Consider the following 17,076-nt stretch of genomic DNA (forward strand, 5'->3'; position numbering starts at 1 on the left):
ATTGGGGAATGGTGAATGGCTGAACGAGATGATCTTCTGGCTTCGATTGCAGCGACAACCGCCGACTATCGTGAGGGCGACCTGCCTGCGCCGACGCCGGACCACGTCGGCAGATGGATCTCGCAATTCGATGCAGAGCTGAGATTACCTATGCTCCGAGAGATGGATTATGTTCTCCAGAGAACATACTTTTCAAAGCGCGAAATCGAGAAAGAACTGGCCGACCATGCACGGGTAATCGGCGACGGAGGAAAGGACTTAGACGACAAATTGGCGTGCCCCCATCGGGTGGTCCGGTTTGATTGTTAGTGCATCGTGGGCCTCTGGTCCATCGGGACGATGCTTTCGGGCGCAGGCGGACGGTAACCCAATGCGCTGTGCGGCCTGACTGTGTTGTAGTGGATACGCCATTGCTCGATCAGGACTTGGGCCTCCCTTAGGCTGTAGAAGATTTCTCCGTTGAGCAGTTCGTCGCGGAACCGGGCATTGAAGCTTTCACAGTATCCGTTTTCCCATGGTGAGCCTGGTTCGATGTAAGCCGTTTTCGCGCCGACGGCTGCAATCCACTCCCGCACCTTCTGCGCGATAAATTCCGGCCCATTGTCGGATCTTATGTATTCCGGCGTGCCGCGGAGGATGAACAGGTCGGTCAATGCATCCAGCACATCGGTTGAGTTGAGCTTGCGATCGACGCGGATCATCAGCGCCTCCCTGGTGTGTTCGTCAATGATATTCAGCGTCCGATAGACCCGCCCGTCAGCAGTGCGGTCTTGAACGAAGTCGTATGACCAGACATGGTTTGGACGCTCCGGCCTGAGCCGGACGCATGACCCATCGTTCAGCCAGAGCCGCCCTTTCTTCTTTTGCTTTTGCGGGACCTTCAGCCCTTCACGTCGCCAGATGCGCTCGACCCGCTTGTGGTTCACACACCAGCCCGCGTTGTTCAGCAGACCCGTCACCATGCGATATCCATAGCGCCCGTATTTGTCGGCCAGTTCGATGATGTCATCGGTCAGACGCTCTTCATTGGCGCGGCCCTGCGGTATCTTGCGCTGCGTAGATCGATGCTGACCGAGCGCGCGGCAGGCGCGGCGTTCGGACACGCCGAGTTCCCGCCGCACATGGTCGATGCACTTGCGACGACGCGAAGGGCTTAGAAGTTTCCCTTCGCCGCTTCCGTCAGGATGAGCTTGTCCAAGGTCAAATCGGACACCGCCCGTCGCAGCCGTTGGTTCTCTTTCTCCAGCTCTTTCAGCCGCGTGAGCTGCGACCGCTGCATCCCGCCATAGAGCTTACGCCAGCGGTAAAACGTCTGCTCCGTCACGCCGATCTGGCGCACCGCCTCGGCAATCGTTGCGCCTTGCCCTTGCAGAACTTCTACCTGCCGAAGCTTCGATACAACATCTTCGGGCTTCTCTCGTTTCCCAGCCATCGCTGATCCTCCAATATACGGGACAATCTATCCCAGTTGGTGGACCACTTTCAGGGGGCTACTCCACTTGGGCTACTCGGAATATGATTTTCTTGAGGGCTATATCCGCTTTCTTGTCAGCCAGAACTTGGTTCACGCTAACTATTCCGATCTTCTGATTGACCTCGAACATCGCGAAATGGTGCCAATTTTTATCGCCCCCCTTTCTCGCCGAGGCAACATATTGAAAGACTTCATTTCCAAGAGTGAGGATGATTTGGTGAAGGCAGGAATATTGCAACCAAGCCGATACCGGGCAGCCCAAGAGGCCTTTGTTGAAATGGCCGAGATGTCCCTGTTTCCACGCTTTGATAGGATTACCAAGATTTCGAGGGCCTTGCGATCCAACCTGCGTCATCCGGCTTCCGAAGATTCTGATCCGTTGAAACTAATCATCGAACAACCAGTAGCGGAGGACTGATGCCCGACCTTTCCGCGCTCCTAGCACCGTTCAAATCAACCAAGACAGCCCTTGCGGTCTTTCTGTTCGCAGCGGCTCTGCTATTCGCGCCGTTCGATTGGCTGGGCATCAAGCGCCCAGCCTTCACGACCGAATATGAGACTTTCTTTGTTGTCATCCTGTTCCTGTCTGCGGCTATCCTTGCAGTAGAAATCCTATCAAGCGCACGGCGGCTTGCGATGCGCCCTTACTACGCGAGGAAGCGGAAGCAGATGGTGGAAGAGGCGTTCCTTTCGCTGAACCTCGAAGAGTTGTGCGTTCTTTGGGTGATGACGCAGAGTAGCATCAAGGTCATCAAAGGCGCATTCGATAATCCGGTAATGATCTCGTTGCGCCAAAAGGGCTGCCTACGAGTTCTTTCCGGCCCACAGTCGCTAGCAGAAGTTCATCATTATATGCCCGACGACATCTACGCCATCGTATTGGAGCGCGGACACGACCGGATGCCCGATGACTTCAAGACTTCTATTCGCTTTGACGATGAAATCCGCGAGATTGTGCGCAGATCGACCACATGGCACAGTTGGTAGGCTGGCTGAGTTCCATCCCACCGATTTCAAAGCGTCTGGACGACTTTGTTAGTATCCCCTGTAGTCAGCGATCCCTCGAAGGGCATGTTGAAGCGCAATCTTCGTGTAGCGCGCAACATCAGGCGTTTGTGTGTTTCCGATCTCCGCGTAAAGAATATCGACCGACCGTTTCAATCCATAGGACTGAACCAAGGACGAGCAGTGCTTGTAGGTATCATAGTCGCTGGAAAGCCATAGACTGACATTCCAAAGGTTCCAGTTCGGATGTCCGCTAAAGGGCTGTGCTAGGCTGCGTTTGGTCTCTCTTGCCTGTGTAATGCCTTGTCCATTCGTGATTGGCACAGGACAGATTGGCAAGTTTCAGGCAGGCGGAAATCGGAAGGGCAAAAAAAGTTCAGGCCACCAACAACAGCCTCGCTTCTGCCTTTGCTCTGCCTCAAACTGGATAGAAAAGCAAGCCACAGATGATTGATGGAAGGCAAGTTTTGGATAGAAAAGTAGGCCACTACGCCGCGCGCATCGGAAAAGGTTTCAGGCAGCAGCGTCGAATGGCAAAAGTCAGCCAAGAAGCCGTGGCCACGTTCGCAGGGGTTTCGGTCGGAACCATCAAGGCTATCGAGAAGGGCAATGGTACTTTGCGTACCCTGCTGCCAGCCCTGACCGCCATCGGGCAGAAACTTATCGCTCGCCATGCGCCGGGCGATGCCCTTGTTGCAGGCCTCATCACCCTTCGCAAGCGCCATGGGTTGAGTGCCAGAGGTATCGCCACCCAACTTGGCCTGTCCCGCTCTACCATTGCCAAAATGGAGAATGGCGGGGATAGCCGCATCGCCACTGTTGCCGATTATGCCGCACTGGTTGGTGCAGGATTGGCAATCGTGCCCGCCGACCATTCGCCGACATTCTTTGCGTCTAGCGTCAACGCGTCTGTATTCCACGGCTGGCATACGCCGCCCGACCTATTTGACGCCGTTGAAAATGCTGTTGGAGCCTTCGACCTCGACCCATGCGCGCCGGATGATGGGGGCGGCCATGTCAGGGCGGCAATCAAGTTCTGCGCAGCCGAAGACGGCCTGACAAGAGAGTGGCGCGGCAAAGTATTTATGAACCCGCCATATGGCACCGTGATGCGTCAGTGGATTACCAAAGCCCAGGAAGAAGCAAGGGACGGCTCACAGGTTATCGGTTTAGTACCCGCGCGAACCGATACGCTTTGGTGGCACAATCACATTGCGGGGGAAGCTGATGTAGTATTCTTGAAAGGGCGTTTGGCATTCGGGGATGGGAAAAGAGCAGCACCATTTCCGTCTGCTCTTGTCCTGTGGAACTTCTGCCCGAACATTGCCACCGCAATCGAAGCCGCGACCGGCGGCCATGCCGTTTGGTATGCAAGACGCGAAAACACCAAGAAGGCTGGATGAATGCGTCTCAAATCTCATAGGTCGGGTGTTTTCTGTCAAGTAAAAGCGAAGTAAAACGCCTCAAATCACCTTGTCCCCTTGACTGTGGCACTCCGATGGGGACAATGCAGGTCCGAGGGTTTTTTCGCAGAGGTCCAGCCCTTGTTTTCATTGATTTTTTTTTTGGATTTGCTGCGGACCCTACCGCCGGAGCCAAAAATCCCAAAACTGATGGATTCGAGCTACTGCGACCACTCCCGATTGCGAGAGTCGCGGTGCCCGCGCCATGCAGTTGGCTAGAACGGCTGATACTGAAACTAATCTAAGCGGCTGCAGCCACCCGAAATCCGCAATTTCCTGTCGAACTGTCAGGATCGTTGCGGGTGCGTGAGTGGACGTGGTAGCGGTCGCAATAGCTGATATGGCACAGATATGACCCGCCGCGCTGAACGCGAGCGTAGCCTTCGGTCCCACCTGTCGGATCAAGGGGCGGCAGCTTTCCCGCAGCCGGCAGCGGCCCGAAGCGATCATGCACCCATTCCCAGACATTGCCTGTCATGTTGAACATGCCGAAGCCATTAGGCTCAAAGGCATCGACGGGGGCCGTGCCGATCCAGCCGTCATCGGCGCTGTTATGCATCGGGAATTGGCCCTGAAAAGTGTTCATCGCGTATTTGCCACCCGGCATCAGCTCATCCCCCCAGGGGAATTTGCGATTGGCCAGCCCACCGCGTGCCGCGCGCTCCCACTGTGCTTCGCTGGGCAATTGCAGCCCCGACCAGTTGCAATAGGCCAATGCGTCATACCAGGCGATATGCACGACAGGATGATCGCCGCGAGATTTGATGTCAGAACCCGGTCCCTCTGGCGCGGACCAGCAGGAGCCATCGACCTTGCGCCACCAGGGGACGTTTGGCGGAAATTCGGTAAAACGATCAGCATTATCAAGCAGCAGGTGAAAAACGAAACTCCACCCCTCCTGCTCGGCAACCGTCCTATACCCGGTTTCGGCCACAAAACGGGCATATTCGGCATTCGTCACGGCCGTCGGCGACATGCGATAAGGGGTCAACTTGACCTTGCGGCGCGGGCTGTCGAGGTCATCTGCAAAAGAAGATCTGCGCGTTCCCATTTCAAATATCCCGCCGGTGATCGGCTTCAGACGAGCGCGGAGCTCCTGCCTGATGGCCTCTGATGCGGGAGGAACCTGCAGCGCGGATTGCAGAAAACCCGCATCGCGACCTGCACCGGGCCGCTGTTCGACGGGAGCGCAGCAACCTGTTTTACCTCTCTTCGACAATTCGGGCTCCTTCAACTCTCAGATACTTAAGCGCAAAACCATTCCGAGGGCTACGCTACCGGGCGGCGAAGGCAAACACCCCTATCCCGGAATTGTGCTGTCGCTACGGGGATTTGCTATAATTCACCCGGATAAAGAACCGCGCCACTATCGGTGTCAGAGCTGTCAAGCATAGAGGCCACACGTTCCAGTGTGGCGACGATCATCGCCTGCTCCCAATCCTCCAGCCGATCAAAGTCGGTCGCGAATTTCTGCTGCAACGCATCTGGCGCGCGCGCCAGTGCCGCCCTGCCCTGATCCGTCAGAACGATCATCGTCTGACGTCGGTCGGCCAGGCTTTGTTCGCGGCTGACATGGCCCGCGCGTTCGAGTTTGTCGATTATTGCCGTGACCGTGGCTGGCGCAACATGCATTCTCTTTGCAATCGCCGTACCGGTGCTGGACCCGGTTTCAGCGACGATCTGCACAACACGCAGTTGCACCGGCGTCATGCCAGCGGATTGCGCAAGTTCCCTGCCATGCATTTCGGACGCGCGCAGAATTCTGCGCAGCGCGATCAGGCAAACATCGATCCGATCCACATGGTCTCTCCATACAGCGGTTATGCAATATTCTGGATTCCTCGGGTCTGGTCAATCACCTGGAAACACCGTTCGCGTCATGAAATTTTCATTCAGCTAATCATCCAGCTATTGTTGACGATGACGCCACGAAATTGCGCTATATACGCAGAATCCGCGATGCTGCGGTTGCAAAATGCTCGATATGTGTTACTTAGCACTGCGAAATAAATGAGGATCGCGGCATGAAAGATATGATCGAGCCAGAAATTCAGGAAGAACTGACCTTTCGCAAGCCCGAGCCAGAGGACGGCAGCGATATCTGGGCGTTGATCAAGGCATGCAAGCCGCTGGATGAGAACAGCATGTATTGCAACCTGATCCAATGCGATCATTTCGCCGATACCTGCATCCTGGCAGAGCTTGACGGCGTGCCGGTTGGGTGGATTTCGGGCTATATCCTGCCCGATGCGACCGACACGCTGTTTGTCTGGCAGGTGGCGGTATCCGAAGATGCGCGCGGCCTTGGCCTTGCGGGGCGCATGCTGGACAAACTGTTGTCGCGCGACGACATGGCCGGTGTGCTGCATCTGAAAACCACGATCACCCGCGACAATGATGCAAGCTGGGGCCTGTTCCGCAGTCTTGCAGACCGTCACAATGCCATCCTTTCGGATGAGCCGCACTTCAAGAAGGACGACCATTTCGACGGTGAGCACGCCACCGAGCATATGGTTACGATCCGTTTCCCTGCTCCGGTCGCGCAGGTGGCCTGAACCGGCCCCGCCACCGGACTTCCATTCATAAAATCCCGAGGTAATCCCATGCCGACTGACAAGACGGCCGACACCGCTATTTTCGAGCGCCGCGAATCCGAGGCGCGTTCCTATTGCCGCAGTTTCCCGACGGTCTTCACCAAGGCCAGCGGGTCTATCATGACTGCCGAGGACGGTCGCGACTATATCGACTTTCTCGCCGGTTGTTCGTCGCTGAACTATGGCCACAACGACCCGGACATGAAGACTGCGCTGATCGAACATATCAGTGCCGATGGCATCGCCCACGGTCTGGACATGTTCACAGATCAGAAGGCCGCTTTTCTCGAAACGTTCGAGCGTCTTATCCTGAAGCCACGCGGCATGGACTATAAGGTCATGATGACCGGACCGACCGGCACCAATGCCGTCGAAGCCGCGATCAAGCTCGCCCGCAAGGTCACCGGCCGCCGCAATATCGTCGCGTTTACCAATGCCTTTCATGGCATGACGATGGGCAGCCTTGCGCTGACCGGCAATTCCGGCAAGCGCGAAGGCGCGGGCGGTGGCAGCCTTGCGGATGTGACCCATATGCCGTTCGAGAACGCGATGGGTGATAAGGACACGCTGGAATATATCGAGTGGACGCTGGAAAACCCCTCCAGCGGGATGGATGATCCGGCGGCCTTCATCGTGGAACCCGTGCAGGGCGAAGGCGGCCTGAACGCGGCCAGCAAGGAATGGCTGCAAGGCATTCAGCGCCTTGCCCGCAAGCATGGTGCGCTGTTCATCATCGACGACATTCAGGCCGGGATCGGCCGGACCGGCACCTATTTCTCGACCGAGGAATTCGGCCTGGACCCTGACATGATCACGCAGGCCAAGTCGTTCAGCGGCATGGGGCTGCCCTTCGCGGCCCTATTGATCAAGCCGGAACATGACATCTGGAAACCGGCCGAACATAACGGCACCTTCCGCGGCAACACCCATGCCTTTGTGACTGCGCGTGTCGCTCTGGAGAAGTTCTGGGCCGATGACACATTCCAGAAGGATGTTCAGCGCAAGGGCGATTATCTGCGCGACCGTCTGCAGGCCATCGCCGATCTGATCCCTGGTGCCATACTGAAAGGGCGCGGCATGATGCGCGGTGTCGATGTGGGCAGCGGCGATCTTGCCGGCGATATCTGCGCGAAATGCTTTGAAAATGGGCTGATCATCGAAACCTCGGGCGCCCATGACGAGGTGGTCAAGGTTCTGGCCGCACTGACGACGCCCGACGAGATTTTCACCAAGGGTCTGGACATTCTGGAGGCCGCAGTGCGCGAAGCCACCAGCAACAACCAGATCGCAGCGGAGTAAACCGATATGATTGTACGTGATTTTAACAAGCTGAAGAACACCGACCGCGATGTGAAGGATGCGCAATGGTCATCCGTCCGGATGCTGCTGGCCGATGACAAGATGGGCTTTTCCTTCCACATCACCACGCTGGAAGCGGGTTCGGAACATACGTTCCACTACAAGAACCATTTCGAAAGCGTTTACTGCATGTCCGGCAAGGGCTCTATCACCGATCTGGGCACGGGCGAGACGCATGAGATCACGCCCGGCGTGATGTATGCGCTGAACCTGCATGACAAGCACACGCTGCGGGCCGAGGAAGAACTGGTCATGGCCTGCTGCTTCAACCCGCCCGTCACCGGGACCGAAGTGCATCAGGCCGACGGATCTTACGCCGCGCCCGAGACCGAGGACGCGTAAGCGACCCCTCGCAAGAATAACAATCAATCAGAGGCCCGGCCCGACAACAGGGCCGGGAAAGCGGATTGACCGAACTGAACTTTCCGAATCACACCGTCGAAAAGATCGGCGGCACATCCATGAGCCGCCTGAACGAATTGCGCGACACCCTGCTGATCGGCGACCGCGAAGGCGCGGATCTGTACCATCGCATCTTCGTCGTTTCAGCCTTTGGCGGGATTACCAACCTGCTGCTGGAGCATAAGAAAACCGGAGAGCCGGGCGTCTATGCCAGCTTTGCCAATGCTGCCGACGATCAGGGCAGCTGGCAAGGCGCGATCAACCGCGTATCCGAAGCGATGCGCGCCGCGAATGCCGATATCCTGGAACATTCCGGCGACCGGATGCAGGCGGATGAATTCGTCCGTGATCGCATCGAAGGCGCACGTTCTTGCCTGATCGACATGCAGCGACTGTGCAGCTATGGCCATTTCCGGCTGTCGAAACACATGATGGTCTTCCGCGAATTGCTGTCCGGTCTGGGAGAGGCACATTCGGCCTTCGTGGCGACCCTGCTGCTGAACCGCGCAGGTGTGAACGCACGTTATGTAGACCTGACGGGCTGGCGCGATGAACGCGAGTTTTCGCTGGAAGAGAGACTGACAACGGCCATGGATGGCATCGACCTTGCGACCGAACTGCCAATCGTCACCGGTTATGCGCAATGCACCGAAGGGCTGATGGCAGAGTTCGACCGGGGCTATTCCGAAGTCACGTTCTCTCGACTTGCCGCCCTGACCGGCGCGTCGGAGGCGATCATTCACAAGGAATTCCATCTGTCATCCGCCGACCCCGGACTGGTCGGCGCCGATGTGGTGCGTAAGCTGGGTCACACCAACTATGACGTGGCCGACCAGCTTGCGAACCTCGGGATGGAGGCTATTCATCCAAAGGCTGCCAAAACGCTGCGCCAAAGGCAAATCCCGCTGCGCGTCACCAATGCATTCGAGCCTGACGACCCCGGCACGCTGATCGACGATGCCCGCGCCGAAGCGACAGGGGCCGAGATTGTGACCGGCCTGCCGGTCGTGGTATTGGAACTGTTCGAACAGGATATGGTCGGTGTGAAGGGCTATGATGCCAAGATCCTAGAGGTGCTGACGCGGCATAATATCTTCATCGTCTCCAAGACATCGAACGCGAACACGATCACCCATTTCCTTGCCACTTCCTTGAAGCGGGCGCGCCGCATTGAATCGGAGCTTTCAGAGCTTTATCCCTCGGCCGAAGTCACCGCCCGCTCTGCCGCCATCGCGTCGGCAATCGGTCGCGACCTGAAGGGGCAGCGTGTGCTGATGCGCGGGTTGCAGGCACTGGATCGTGCCGGGATCGAGGTTCAGGCAGCGCAGAAACCGACACGAGCGGTAGATGTGCAATTCCTGCTCAGCCGAGACGATCTGGACGGCGCGATCACGGCGCTTCATGCCGAGTTGATCGAGGAGCGCGAGGTATCCGCCCGCATCGCAGCCTGATTTCGCATCGGAAAAACCGAACAGCGCAGCCGAACCCCGGCTGCGCTTTCGCATATCGCGTAAGTGTGTTGCCGAAACGATGCCTGACGATGTCAATCAACCCGAATAGCCAGCACCGCCAGACAATCACCGCTTTGAACCAGCCCCGGAAAGTGGCGCGCCGCGAGAAGCCCATCACGGTTCGCGCAGACCTCCACTGGCTCAACCCCGCTGCGGTCGTTGGACCATATTCGCGCGATGGGCTGGCCAGCGACGACCTCCGCTCCTAGATCAACTAATGGATGCAGCAATCCGTCGCGAGTTGCGAAATGAAAGCAATCATCGCCGGGCATATCCAGCATGACACTTTCGGACCGCTCCGGCTCGCCCGACAGGATGCCCGCATGGCGCAGCATGTTTCTGGCACCTTTGATCGCGATCTGCGCGGATGAAGCCGTCGCGGTCCCCCCTCCGCCAAGTTCTGTGGTGACAAAGGTTTTGCCCTGGCTCTCCACGGCCGTATCGAACATGCCGACGGCATCAATCTCCAGCATCATCATGGAATAGGGCGCGCCGAACGCCTTGACAGCCTCGACGCATTTGGTCTGCTGATCCTTGTTATCCAGGTAATGGGCGGCGGCATATGGCAGGAAGTCCAGCGTTTTGCCGCCCGAATGATAATCCAGAACGATATCCGCCAGCGGAACCAGCACATCGTTGATGTAATTCGCAATCTTCTGGCTTGGCGTGCCATCTGCGCGGCCCGGAAAGGCGCGGTTCATATTGACCTGATCAATCGGGCTGACACGCGTCCCGGCGCGGAAGGCCGGATAGTTCATATAGGGCAGGATGATGATCCGGCCCGAAACCTGCTCCGGCTCCAGCTCCCACGCCAGCTGCTGAAGCGCGATGGGGCCTTCATATTCATCGCCGTGATTGCCCCCGGTCAGCAGCGCCGTCGGGCCCTGCCCGTTCGCAATCACGGTAAGCGGAATCATCACGCTGCCCCATGCGCTGTCATTGCGGCTGTATGGCAGGCGCAGGAAGCCATGCGCCTTACCCTGACCGTCCAGCGGGATTGTCGGGCGAATGGGGTTCATGACTTCACCAGCATCCGCCGGGGCAGATTGCAGAAAGTCTCTGCCCCGCTTTCAGTGATGATGATGGATTCGGTTGTCTCGTAGCCCCAATCCTCCATCCACAAGCCGGTCATGAAATGGAAGGTCATGCCAGGCCGCAGCTCGGTCTGGTCGCCGCGGCGAAGCGACATGGTGCGTTCACCCCAATCAGGCGGATAGGACAGCCCGATTGGATAGCCGGTGCGGTTATCCTTGACGATGCCGTAACGGTCGAGGACCGTGAAAAACGCTGCCGCGATATCTTCACAGGTATTCCCAGCCCGAGCCGCCTCCAGCCCGGCATCCATACCTTCCAGAACAGCTTTTTCCGCGTCGAGCATGTCCTGCGGCGGCTTGCCCAGAAAGATCGTTCGGGACAGAGGGCAGTGATAGCGCTGATAACAACCGGCAATTTCGAAGAATGTGCCCTCATTGGGCTTCATGGGCATATCGTCCCATGTCAGATGCGGTGCCGCCGCATCCGGGCCAGAGGGCAGCAGCGGCACGATGGCCGGATAGTCGCCGCCATGGGCCGACCATTCGTCATATCGAAGCCCGGCATCATAGATTTCAGCAACCAGGTCGCATTTACGCATCCCGACCTCGACCTTGTCGGCAATGCGCCGATGCATGCGCTCTACGATGCGGGCGGCCTTGCGCATATAGGTCAGTTCTTCATCCGATTTGACGGCGCGCTGCCAGTTCACCAGCCCGGTCGCATCAAGGATCTGCGCGTCCGGCAGGCCGTAAACCAGCCGCTCATGCGCCTTGGCCGAGTACCAGTAATTGTCCATCTCGACCCCGATGAAGCCGCGGTGCCAGCCCCGGTCGGCCAGCTGTGCCCAAAGGTAATCCATCGGGTGACGTTCGACCGACTGCACATAATAATCGGGATAGCCGATGATGTGATCATCGCTCATCCAGACGGTGCGCAATGCACCATTGCCGTCCTGCCCGCGCCCGAACCAGATCGGATCTCCGGTCGGGCCGATGATCACGCATTGATGAACATAGAAGGACCAGCCGTCATAGCCGGTCAGCCAAGCCATATTTGACGGGTCGCTGACGATCAGCAGATCAAGGCCCAGCTTGGCCATGCTGTCGCGGGTCTGGCGGATGCGTCGTTCATATTCGGCCGTTGAAAAACGTTCGGGCGTCCTTTGCAGTTCAGGCATTCGGGCGAGCTTTCGAAAGCGCATCAAGCGCGTGGGTTGCGATTGCGGTGTCCTGCACGCCGGTCCCGGTCAGGTCGGCAATGGTGATCTGGTCCGGGCTGGTGCGCCCCGGATGCTGCCCAGTGATGATCTGACCAAGCTCTGGTATTTCGGTGGTGTCGGCGATGATCCCGGCATTCAGCGCCGCCTGCAATTCACCAAGCGATTGGGTCTGACTGACACGGTCCGCGACATAAAGATCGGCACGGTCGAGGCAAAGTGGGTCGAGTTCGTTCTTCCCGTCCTGATCGCTGCCCATCGCCGTGACATGCTGGCCCGGACGCAGCCATTCGGCGCGCAGGATCGGCTGACTGGCCGGGGTCGTCGTCACGATCACATCCGCCCATGCAGCGGCGCGCTCGGGATCGGCCTCGGCACGGATGTTCAGGCCATCATCCGCCAGCTCCGCCGCGAGGGCTGCTGCCTTGTCCGGATCGCGAGCCCAGATCGCCGCTTCGGCAATCGGGCGGACCAGACGCAGGGCCTGCAACTGCATACGTGCCTGCATCCCGGCGCCGAAGATCGCGGCGCGGCCGGCATCAGCCCGCGCCAGATGTTTTGCCGCCACTCCGCCAGCAGCCGCCGTGCGCAGATCGGTCAGATATCCGTTGTCCAGCAATACCGCCTGCACCCGACCGGTTTCTGACGACAGAACCACCATAAGCCCGGATGTCGACGGTAGCCCCTTCGCAGGATTGTCGAAAAAGCCGGGCGAGATCTTCACCGCGAAGCCGGGCAAACCGGGCACATAGGCAGTCTTGACGTCCACCTCTCCATTCACATCGGGCAGATGCATGGACAGGACCGGCGGCATTTCCACACCCCCTTCGGCCAGTCGCCCAAAGGCCTGTTCGACGATCGCGATTGCCTGCTCATCCAGATGCACATGCTGGCGCAGCTCATCTTCGTGCACGATCAAAACGTCGCTCATGTTTCACCTCTCACGATGGCGGCGTGGCGGTCCGGGTCGATATTCTCACCCGATAGGATCAGCACCAGCGGGCCGTCGGCCTTCAGTTTGCCCGCAAGCACCGCGCCCGCGCCGACCGCGGCCGCGCCTTCGACTATCTCGCTATCCTCTGTCGCAAGGTGGCGGATTCCGGCTGCGATCTCTTCCTCTGTCAGCAGGATCAGGTCGTCCATCAATTCGCGGACCATGCGGAAAGTATAGCGGTTCTCCATGCCCACACCGCCGCCGAGGCTGTCAGCCAGCGTCGCAACCTCTTCAACGTCAACTGGTTGACCTGCACACAGGCTTGCGGCCATCGCAGCGCCGCGTTCCATGCTTATGCCGATTATACGAATATCGGGACGCAGCGATTTCGCCGCCAGTGCCACGCCAGCCAACAGACCGCCGCCTGATAACGGAACCGCAATCGCCGCCGCATCAGGTATCTGGTCAAGGATTTCCAGACCCAGTGTCCCCTGCCCCGCGATCACGTCAGGATGATCGAATGGCGGAAGCAGTGCGAAGCCGTCTTCGCGTTTCAGCCGCCATGCCTCTTCAAACGCCTGATCCTGCGAGGCACCGATGACGCGGGCCTCAGCACCCAGGGCTTCGATCGCATCCAGCTTGTTCTGCGGCACGAGCTTTGAAACACATATGACCGCCGGCAGGCCGATCTGGCGGCCAGCGTGGGCGACAGCGCGACCGTGATTGCCGGTCGAGGCCGTGGTTACGCCTGCCACATCGCCCAATCGCGCGACGGCATTGGACGCGCCGCGCAATTTGAAGGCGCCGGTTTCCTGCCGGTGTTCGCATTTCAGCCAGACCGGGCCGCCTGCAAGCGCGGACAAACTTGGCGAGAGTTTGAAAGGTGTCACCCGAACCATATCCCGGATGCGCCCTGCCGCCGCATGGATGTCGTCCAGAGTGACGTTGTTCGGCTTTACCATGTCCGCACCTGAAAAAGCCTGCCCGGACCCTGAGCCGGTATCTTTGCCTGATCCAGCATCGCCCAGAACAGGGCAAGGTTCGAACTGACGACGGGCTTGCCCAGCCGCGCTTCAATCTCATCTATCACTGATACGGCTGGCAATGCGGTGCAGGACATAAACAAGGCTTCTGCATCGTGATGATCCGCAGCAATTGCGAATTCGATGATACGTTCAGGTGGCAGCAACGCCATGTCCCGATCATCTTCGAAGCCCATGGAATGCCGCCGGACAACGCCCAGCCCCTTCGCCTCGAAATAATCGCCCACCAGATCGGCTGTCGCTGCAAGGTAGGGCGTCATCAGCGCAACCCTGTTCACCCCCAACGCCCTGAAGCCGCGCAAGGCAGATCCGCCGGGCGTCGCCACCGGCCCGCGATGCCCCAAAGCATCACCAACCCCGTCGCCAAGAACCGCAGAAGCAGAGGTGCAGCCAAAGCCGATCCCCTTCAGCTCTACCCCCGGCAGAAGCAGATCAGCCGCTGCACGAAGCCTCGGGCCAGTCTTCAGCAGGTTTTCTCGCGTTGTCGGATTGTCGAACTCGATCCGCGTGACATGCAGCCGACATTCCGAAGGCAAAAGACGCGCGGCGTCACCCTCTATCGTCATGTCGGTCGACAGGGCAATCAGGCCGAAACGGTAAAAGGCAGGATCGCGCCACATGGACGGAATACCTGCGCTCAGACGACAAGAACCGGGCAATTCGCCAGCCCGGTCACCTTGTGGCTGACAGAGCCAAGCAAATACCCCTCGGTCGCGCCAAGGCCACGAGAGCCGACGACGATCAGGTCGCATTCCTTTTCTTTGCCCATTGCGATAATCGTCCGCGCCGGCTGTCCTGCCTTGATGAAGGCAGAGACCTTTTCATGCCCGGCCTCTTTCACACGCTTCTTGGCGTAATCGGCCGCCTCCCTCGCCGCTTCGCGCATTTCCCTGTCCAGATTGCCGCCCCGCTCTGTCGCGCCGCGCACCATCGACAGCGACGCCTCTAACATCGAGTGGTGGCGATAGACGGTGACGATAACCAGATGCGCATCGCACAGCTTTGCCATCTCGACCGCGCGGTCAAGCGCGAGTTGCGCACCGTTCGAGCCGTCATAGGGAACGAGAATTTTAGTGAACATTGCGCCCCCTTACTCGGCAAAGGCCAGATCACGCAGGAACAACGCGATCTGCGGGAAGAAGATCAGAAGGACCGCAACGGTCAACAGCATGAAGATGAAGGGCGGTGTGCCTTTCACCACCTCGGTATAGGGCCGTTTGAAGACGGCAATGGCCGTGAAGATGTCGCAGCCGAAGGGCGGGGTCGCGCTGCCAATGGCAACCTGCAGGGTGATGATCGTACCCACCAACACCGGATCAAGGCCCACATCCGCCACAACGGGGGCAAAGATCGGCACGAGGATCAGGATCACCACGATCGGATCGACGAACATGCAGCCCACGAAAAACGCGACGGAAATCGTGAACAGCACACCGTATTGGCCCATCTGGTCGATCCCGATACCTGCCAGCAACTGCTGCGGGATCTGCGCGAAGCTGATGACATAGGAAAATGCCGCGCCCGCACCGACAAGAATAAACACGACAGCGGTGATAAGCCCGGTGGATTTCGCCGTCGCATAAAGCTCTTTCATCCCCATCTCGCGGAAGATGACCATCTCAAGCAGTAATGCGTACAGAACGCATGCTGCGGCTGCCTCGGTCGGGGAAAAGATGCCGCCATAGATGCCGCCGATGATGATAGCCGGGAAGCCAAGCGGCCAGAGCGCACGCCTGATCGCAGCACCACGCTCCGCCCAGCTTGCCTTCGGTTCTACCGGCACGTTGTTGCGGACCGCGTAGATGTAGGAATAGGCCGAAAACATCGCGAGGATCAGCAGCCCCGGCCCGATACCTGCGATGAACAGCTCGGAAATCGAGGTGCCGGACACGACGCCGTATATGATCATGCCGATGGATGGCGGGATCAGGAAGGCGATATCGGACGAATTGACGATCAGCGCCAGGATGAAGCTGTCATTATAGCCAGCCTTCAGCATACGCGGACGCAGCGGGCCACCCACGGCAACAACCGTGGCCTGGGTAGAGCCGGAAACAGCGCCGAACATCGTGCAGGCACCGGCCGTCGAAATTGCCAGCCCGCCCCTGACATGGCCGACGAAAACCATCACAAGGTCTATCAGCCTGTTGGCCGACTGACCGCGCGTCATGATATCGGCGGCGAAGATGAACATCGGCACGGCGATCAGGCTGGCCGGCCGGATTCCGGCCAGCACTTGCTGCACCATCGTGTCAAGCTGATCGAAGCCGCCGAACAGGCCGACGAAACCGATCAGAGAGCCTGCCAGCAGCGGGATCATCATCGGGAAACCCAGCAGAAGAAGGACGATCATGGTCCCGAATATTGCCCAGATCATGGATCAGACCTCCTCTTCCGCGCTGTCGTCATAACCTTCCAGCGTGCTCGTCGACAGCCAGATATCCTTGTCCATCACGTTCTTGATCGCCGTGAGGGTGTATTGAATGCCCGTCAGCAGGAAGCCAAGCGGCGCCCAGACGATGATCCACCATTGCGGTATCTGCAAGGCAGGCAGCACACGTCCGCGTGACGCCTGTTCCATCACATAGGCAAAGGAATACCATGTCAGCAGGAACATCATTGCAGCGGTTAATGCCGCGATAACCACCATGAGCGTCTTGCGAGGGCGAAAGGGCATAGCATCGAAAAAGGCCGACATCCGGATATGACGCCCATGCCGGGCCGCATAGGAAATGCCTGCAAAGGTAATCAGGATGATCAGCGCCTGATTAAGCTCTTCCGAGAAATAAATGGTGCGCCCGATGACGCGGCCAACCACATTCGCCATCGTGTTGACTGCCATCAGCAAAACACCAACCGCAAGAAGCACAGCCTCCAGCCGCGCGATTGCGACGTCGATCACGCCAAGAAAGCCCGGCAGACCTGAAACATAGTTGGAATCGTCGATATCTTCGTCGACGGCGGCAACCTCGGCGGCGGCAATGACGTCCGGGTCGACCTTGGGCTGTTGTTTGTCGTCAGGCGTCATGCCGCGGGCCTC

The 17,076-nt window shown here is 58.6% G+C and carries 19 protein-coding genes; 8 read left to right on the forward strand and 11 right to left on the reverse strand.

Going from position 1 to position 17,076, the window contains the following annotated elements; genetic code table 11:
- Positions 1–15 precede the first annotated feature (15 nt).
- Positions 16–309, forward strand: a complete 294-nt coding sequence (locus PAF20_RS08250) for a phosphoribosyltransferase-like protein (protein WP_271073214.1) — start codon at positions 16–18, stop codon at positions 307–309.
- On the opposite strand, the gene PAF20_RS08255 is transcribed toward PAF20_RS08250, so the two are convergent.
- A protein-coding gene (locus tag PAF20_RS08255) for an IS3 family transposase (protein WP_271072460.1) occupies positions 306–1,432 on the reverse strand; the annotation gives its coding sequence in 2 pieces (ribosomal slippage) (positions 306–1,168 and positions 1,168–1,432; 1,128 coding nt in all). The two genes, PAF20_RS08250 and PAF20_RS08255, sit on opposite strands and share 4 nt — an antisense overlap.
- A 67-nt stretch (positions 1,433–1,499) precedes the next feature.
- Between PAF20_RS08255 and PAF20_RS08260 the strand changes: the two genes are divergently transcribed.
- From PAF20_RS08260 to PAF20_RS08270, 3 genes are all read left to right on the forward strand, one after another.
- Positions 1,500–1,892, forward strand: a complete 393-nt coding sequence (locus tag PAF20_RS08260) for a hypothetical protein (RefSeq protein WP_271073215.1) — start codon at positions 1,500–1,502, stop codon at positions 1,890–1,892.
- Entirely contained in the window at positions 1,892–2,461 is a 570-nt protein-coding gene (locus tag PAF20_RS08265; protein WP_271073216.1) for a super-infection exclusion protein B, read from the forward strand. The genes PAF20_RS08260 and PAF20_RS08265 overlap by 1 nt, the downstream gene beginning before the upstream one ends.
- A gap of 464 nt (positions 2,462–2,925) precedes the next feature.
- On the forward strand, positions 2,926–3,882 hold the full coding sequence (locus tag PAF20_RS08270) for a DNA N-6-adenine-methyltransferase (protein ID WP_271073217.1): 957 nt from the start codon (positions 2,926–2,928) through the stop codon (positions 3,880–3,882).
- 301 nt (positions 3,883–4,183) lie between these two features.
- On the opposite strand, the gene PAF20_RS08275 is transcribed toward PAF20_RS08270, so the two are convergent.
- Both PAF20_RS08275 and PAF20_RS08280 read right to left on the reverse strand, forming a co-directional pair.
- Complete coding sequence (locus tag PAF20_RS08275) at positions 4,184–5,176, reverse strand: formylglycine-generating enzyme family protein (RefSeq protein ID WP_353620580.1); 993 nt, start codon at positions 5,174–5,176, stop codon at positions 4,184–4,186.
- Positions 5,177–5,277: 101 nt separating this feature from the next.
- A complete protein-coding gene (locus PAF20_RS08280; RefSeq protein ID WP_271070206.1) occupies positions 5,278–5,742 on the reverse strand; it encodes a MarR family winged helix-turn-helix transcriptional regulator in 465 nt (154 codons plus the stop codon).
- A gap of 224 nt (positions 5,743–5,966) precedes the next feature.
- Here PAF20_RS08280 and ectA point away from each other — a divergent pair, with 224 nt between their 5' ends.
- From ectA to PAF20_RS08300, 4 genes are all read left to right on the forward strand, one after another.
- Complete coding sequence (ectA, locus tag PAF20_RS08285; RefSeq protein ID WP_271070207.1) at positions 5,967–6,497, forward strand: diaminobutyrate acetyltransferase; 531 nt, start codon at positions 5,967–5,969, stop codon at positions 6,495–6,497.
- A 48-nt stretch (positions 6,498–6,545) separates the two neighbouring features.
- Entirely contained in the window at positions 6,546–7,835 is a 1,290-nt protein-coding gene (gene ectB / locus PAF20_RS08290; protein ID WP_271070208.1) for a diaminobutyrate--2-oxoglutarate transaminase, read from the forward strand.
- 6 nt (positions 7,836–7,841) lie between these two features.
- The gene (locus PAF20_RS08295; RefSeq protein ID WP_271070209.1) at positions 7,842–8,237 is read left to right on the forward strand and encodes an ectoine synthase; all 396 of its coding nucleotides are present in this window, start codon (positions 7,842–7,844) and stop codon (positions 8,235–8,237) included.
- A gap of 74 nt (positions 8,238–8,311) precedes the next feature.
- On the forward strand, positions 8,312–9,748 hold the full coding sequence (locus PAF20_RS08300; protein WP_271073283.1) for an aspartate kinase: 1,437 nt from the start codon (positions 8,312–8,314) through the stop codon (positions 9,746–9,748).
- 92 nt (positions 9,749–9,840) lie between these two features.
- Here PAF20_RS08300 and doeB read toward each other — a convergent pair whose 3' ends face one another.
- Genes doeB through PAF20_RS08340 form a run of 8 tightly spaced genes read right to left on the reverse strand, consistent with a single transcriptional unit; the run spans position 9,841 to position 17,064 of the window.
- Positions 9,841–10,827 carry a N(2)-acetyl-L-2,4-diaminobutanoate deacetylase DoeB gene (gene doeB / locus PAF20_RS08305; RefSeq protein ID WP_271070210.1) on the reverse strand — a complete coding sequence of 329 codons (987 nt, stop codon included), beginning with the start codon at positions 10,825–10,827 and terminating at the stop codon, positions 9,841–9,843.
- Positions 10,824–12,020, reverse strand: a complete 1,197-nt coding sequence (gene doeA / locus PAF20_RS08310; protein ID WP_271070211.1) for an ectoine hydrolase DoeA — start codon at positions 12,018–12,020, stop codon at positions 10,824–10,826. The genes doeB and doeA overlap by 4 nt, the downstream gene beginning before the upstream one ends.
- On the reverse strand, positions 12,013–12,990 hold the full coding sequence (locus PAF20_RS08315) for a cyclodeaminase (protein WP_271070212.1): 978 nt from the start codon (positions 12,988–12,990) through the stop codon (positions 12,013–12,015). Before PAF20_RS08315 ends, doeA begins: the two co-directional genes overlap by 8 nt.
- On the reverse strand, positions 12,987–13,955 hold the full coding sequence (eutB, locus tag PAF20_RS08320; protein ID WP_271070213.1) for a hydroxyectoine utilization dehydratase EutB: 969 nt from the start codon (positions 13,953–13,955) through the stop codon (positions 12,987–12,989). Before eutB ends, PAF20_RS08315 begins: the two co-directional genes overlap by 4 nt.
- Positions 13,949–14,656, reverse strand: coding sequence for a maleate cis-trans isomerase family protein (locus PAF20_RS08325; protein ID WP_271070214.1), 708 nt, complete (start codon positions 14,654–14,656; stop codon positions 13,949–13,951). The genes eutB and PAF20_RS08325 overlap by 7 nt, the downstream gene beginning before the upstream one ends.
- A 17-nt stretch (positions 14,657–14,673) precedes the next feature.
- Positions 14,674–15,117, reverse strand: a complete 444-nt coding sequence (locus PAF20_RS08330; RefSeq protein ID WP_271070215.1) for a universal stress protein — start codon at positions 15,115–15,117, stop codon at positions 14,674–14,676.
- Between the two features lie 9 nt (positions 15,118–15,126).
- Positions 15,127–16,413 (reverse strand): TRAP transporter large permease, encoded by a 1,287-nt coding sequence (locus PAF20_RS08335; protein ID WP_271070216.1) that lies wholly within the window; start codon positions 16,411–16,413, stop codon positions 15,127–15,129.
- A 3-nt stretch (positions 16,414–16,416) separates the two neighbouring features.
- Positions 16,417–17,064 carry a TRAP transporter small permease gene (locus PAF20_RS08340; RefSeq protein WP_271070217.1) on the reverse strand — a complete coding sequence of 216 codons (648 nt, stop codon included), beginning with the start codon at positions 17,062–17,064 and terminating at the stop codon, positions 16,417–16,419.
- Between the last annotated feature and the right edge of the window lie 12 nt (positions 17,065–17,076).

Origin of the sequence: Paracoccus albus (assembly GCF_027913035.1) — a bacterium.
Taxonomy (GTDB): domain Bacteria; phylum Pseudomonadota; class Alphaproteobacteria; order Rhodobacterales; family Rhodobacteraceae; genus Paracoccus; species Paracoccus albus.

Bases quoted from the DNA above. Each gene is read 5' to 3' on its own strand.
- PAF20_RS08265 (WP_271073216.1), top strand. From the start codon at position 1,892: ATGCCCGACCTTTCCGCGCTCCTAGCACCGTTCAAATCAACCAAGACA.
- doeB (WP_271070210.1), bottom strand. From the start codon at position 10,827: ATGAACCCCATTCGCCCGACAATCCCGCTGGACGGTCAGGGTAAGGCG.
- PAF20_RS08335 (WP_271070216.1), bottom strand. From the start codon at position 16,413: ATGATCTGGGCAATATTCGGGACCATGATCGTCCTTCTTCTGCTGGGT.
- PAF20_RS08330 (WP_271070215.1), bottom strand. From the start codon at position 15,117: ATGTTCACTAAAATTCTCGTTCCCTATGACGGCTCGAACGGTGCGCAA.
- PAF20_RS08325 (WP_271070214.1), bottom strand. From the start codon at position 14,656: ATGTGGCGCGATCCTGCCTTTTACCGTTTCGGCCTGATTGCCCTGTCG.
- ectA (WP_271070207.1), top strand. From the start codon at position 5,967: ATGAAAGATATGATCGAGCCAGAAATTCAGGAAGAACTGACCTTTCGC.
- PAF20_RS08295 (WP_271070209.1), top strand. From the start codon at position 7,842: ATGATTGTACGTGATTTTAACAAGCTGAAGAACACCGACCGCGATGTG.
- ectB (WP_271070208.1), top strand. From the start codon at position 6,546: ATGCCGACTGACAAGACGGCCGACACCGCTATTTTCGAGCGCCGCGAA.
- eutB (WP_271070213.1), bottom strand. From the start codon at position 13,955: ATGGTAAAGCCGAACAACGTCACTCTGGACGACATCCATGCGGCGGCA.
- PAF20_RS08250 (WP_271073214.1), top strand. From the start codon at position 16: ATGGCTGAACGAGATGATCTTCTGGCTTCGATTGCAGCGACAACCGCC.
- PAF20_RS08315 (WP_271070212.1), bottom strand. From the start codon at position 12,990: ATGAGCGACGTTTTGATCGTGCACGAAGATGAGCTGCGCCAGCATGTG.
- PAF20_RS08270 (WP_271073217.1), top strand. From the start codon at position 2,926: ATGATTGATGGAAGGCAAGTTTTGGATAGAAAAGTAGGCCACTACGCC.
- PAF20_RS08340 (WP_271070217.1), bottom strand. From the start codon at position 17,064: ATGACGCCTGACGACAAACAACAGCCCAAGGTCGACCCGGACGTCATT.
- doeA (WP_271070211.1), bottom strand. From the start codon at position 12,020: ATGCCTGAACTGCAAAGGACGCCCGAACGTTTTTCAACGGCCGAATAT.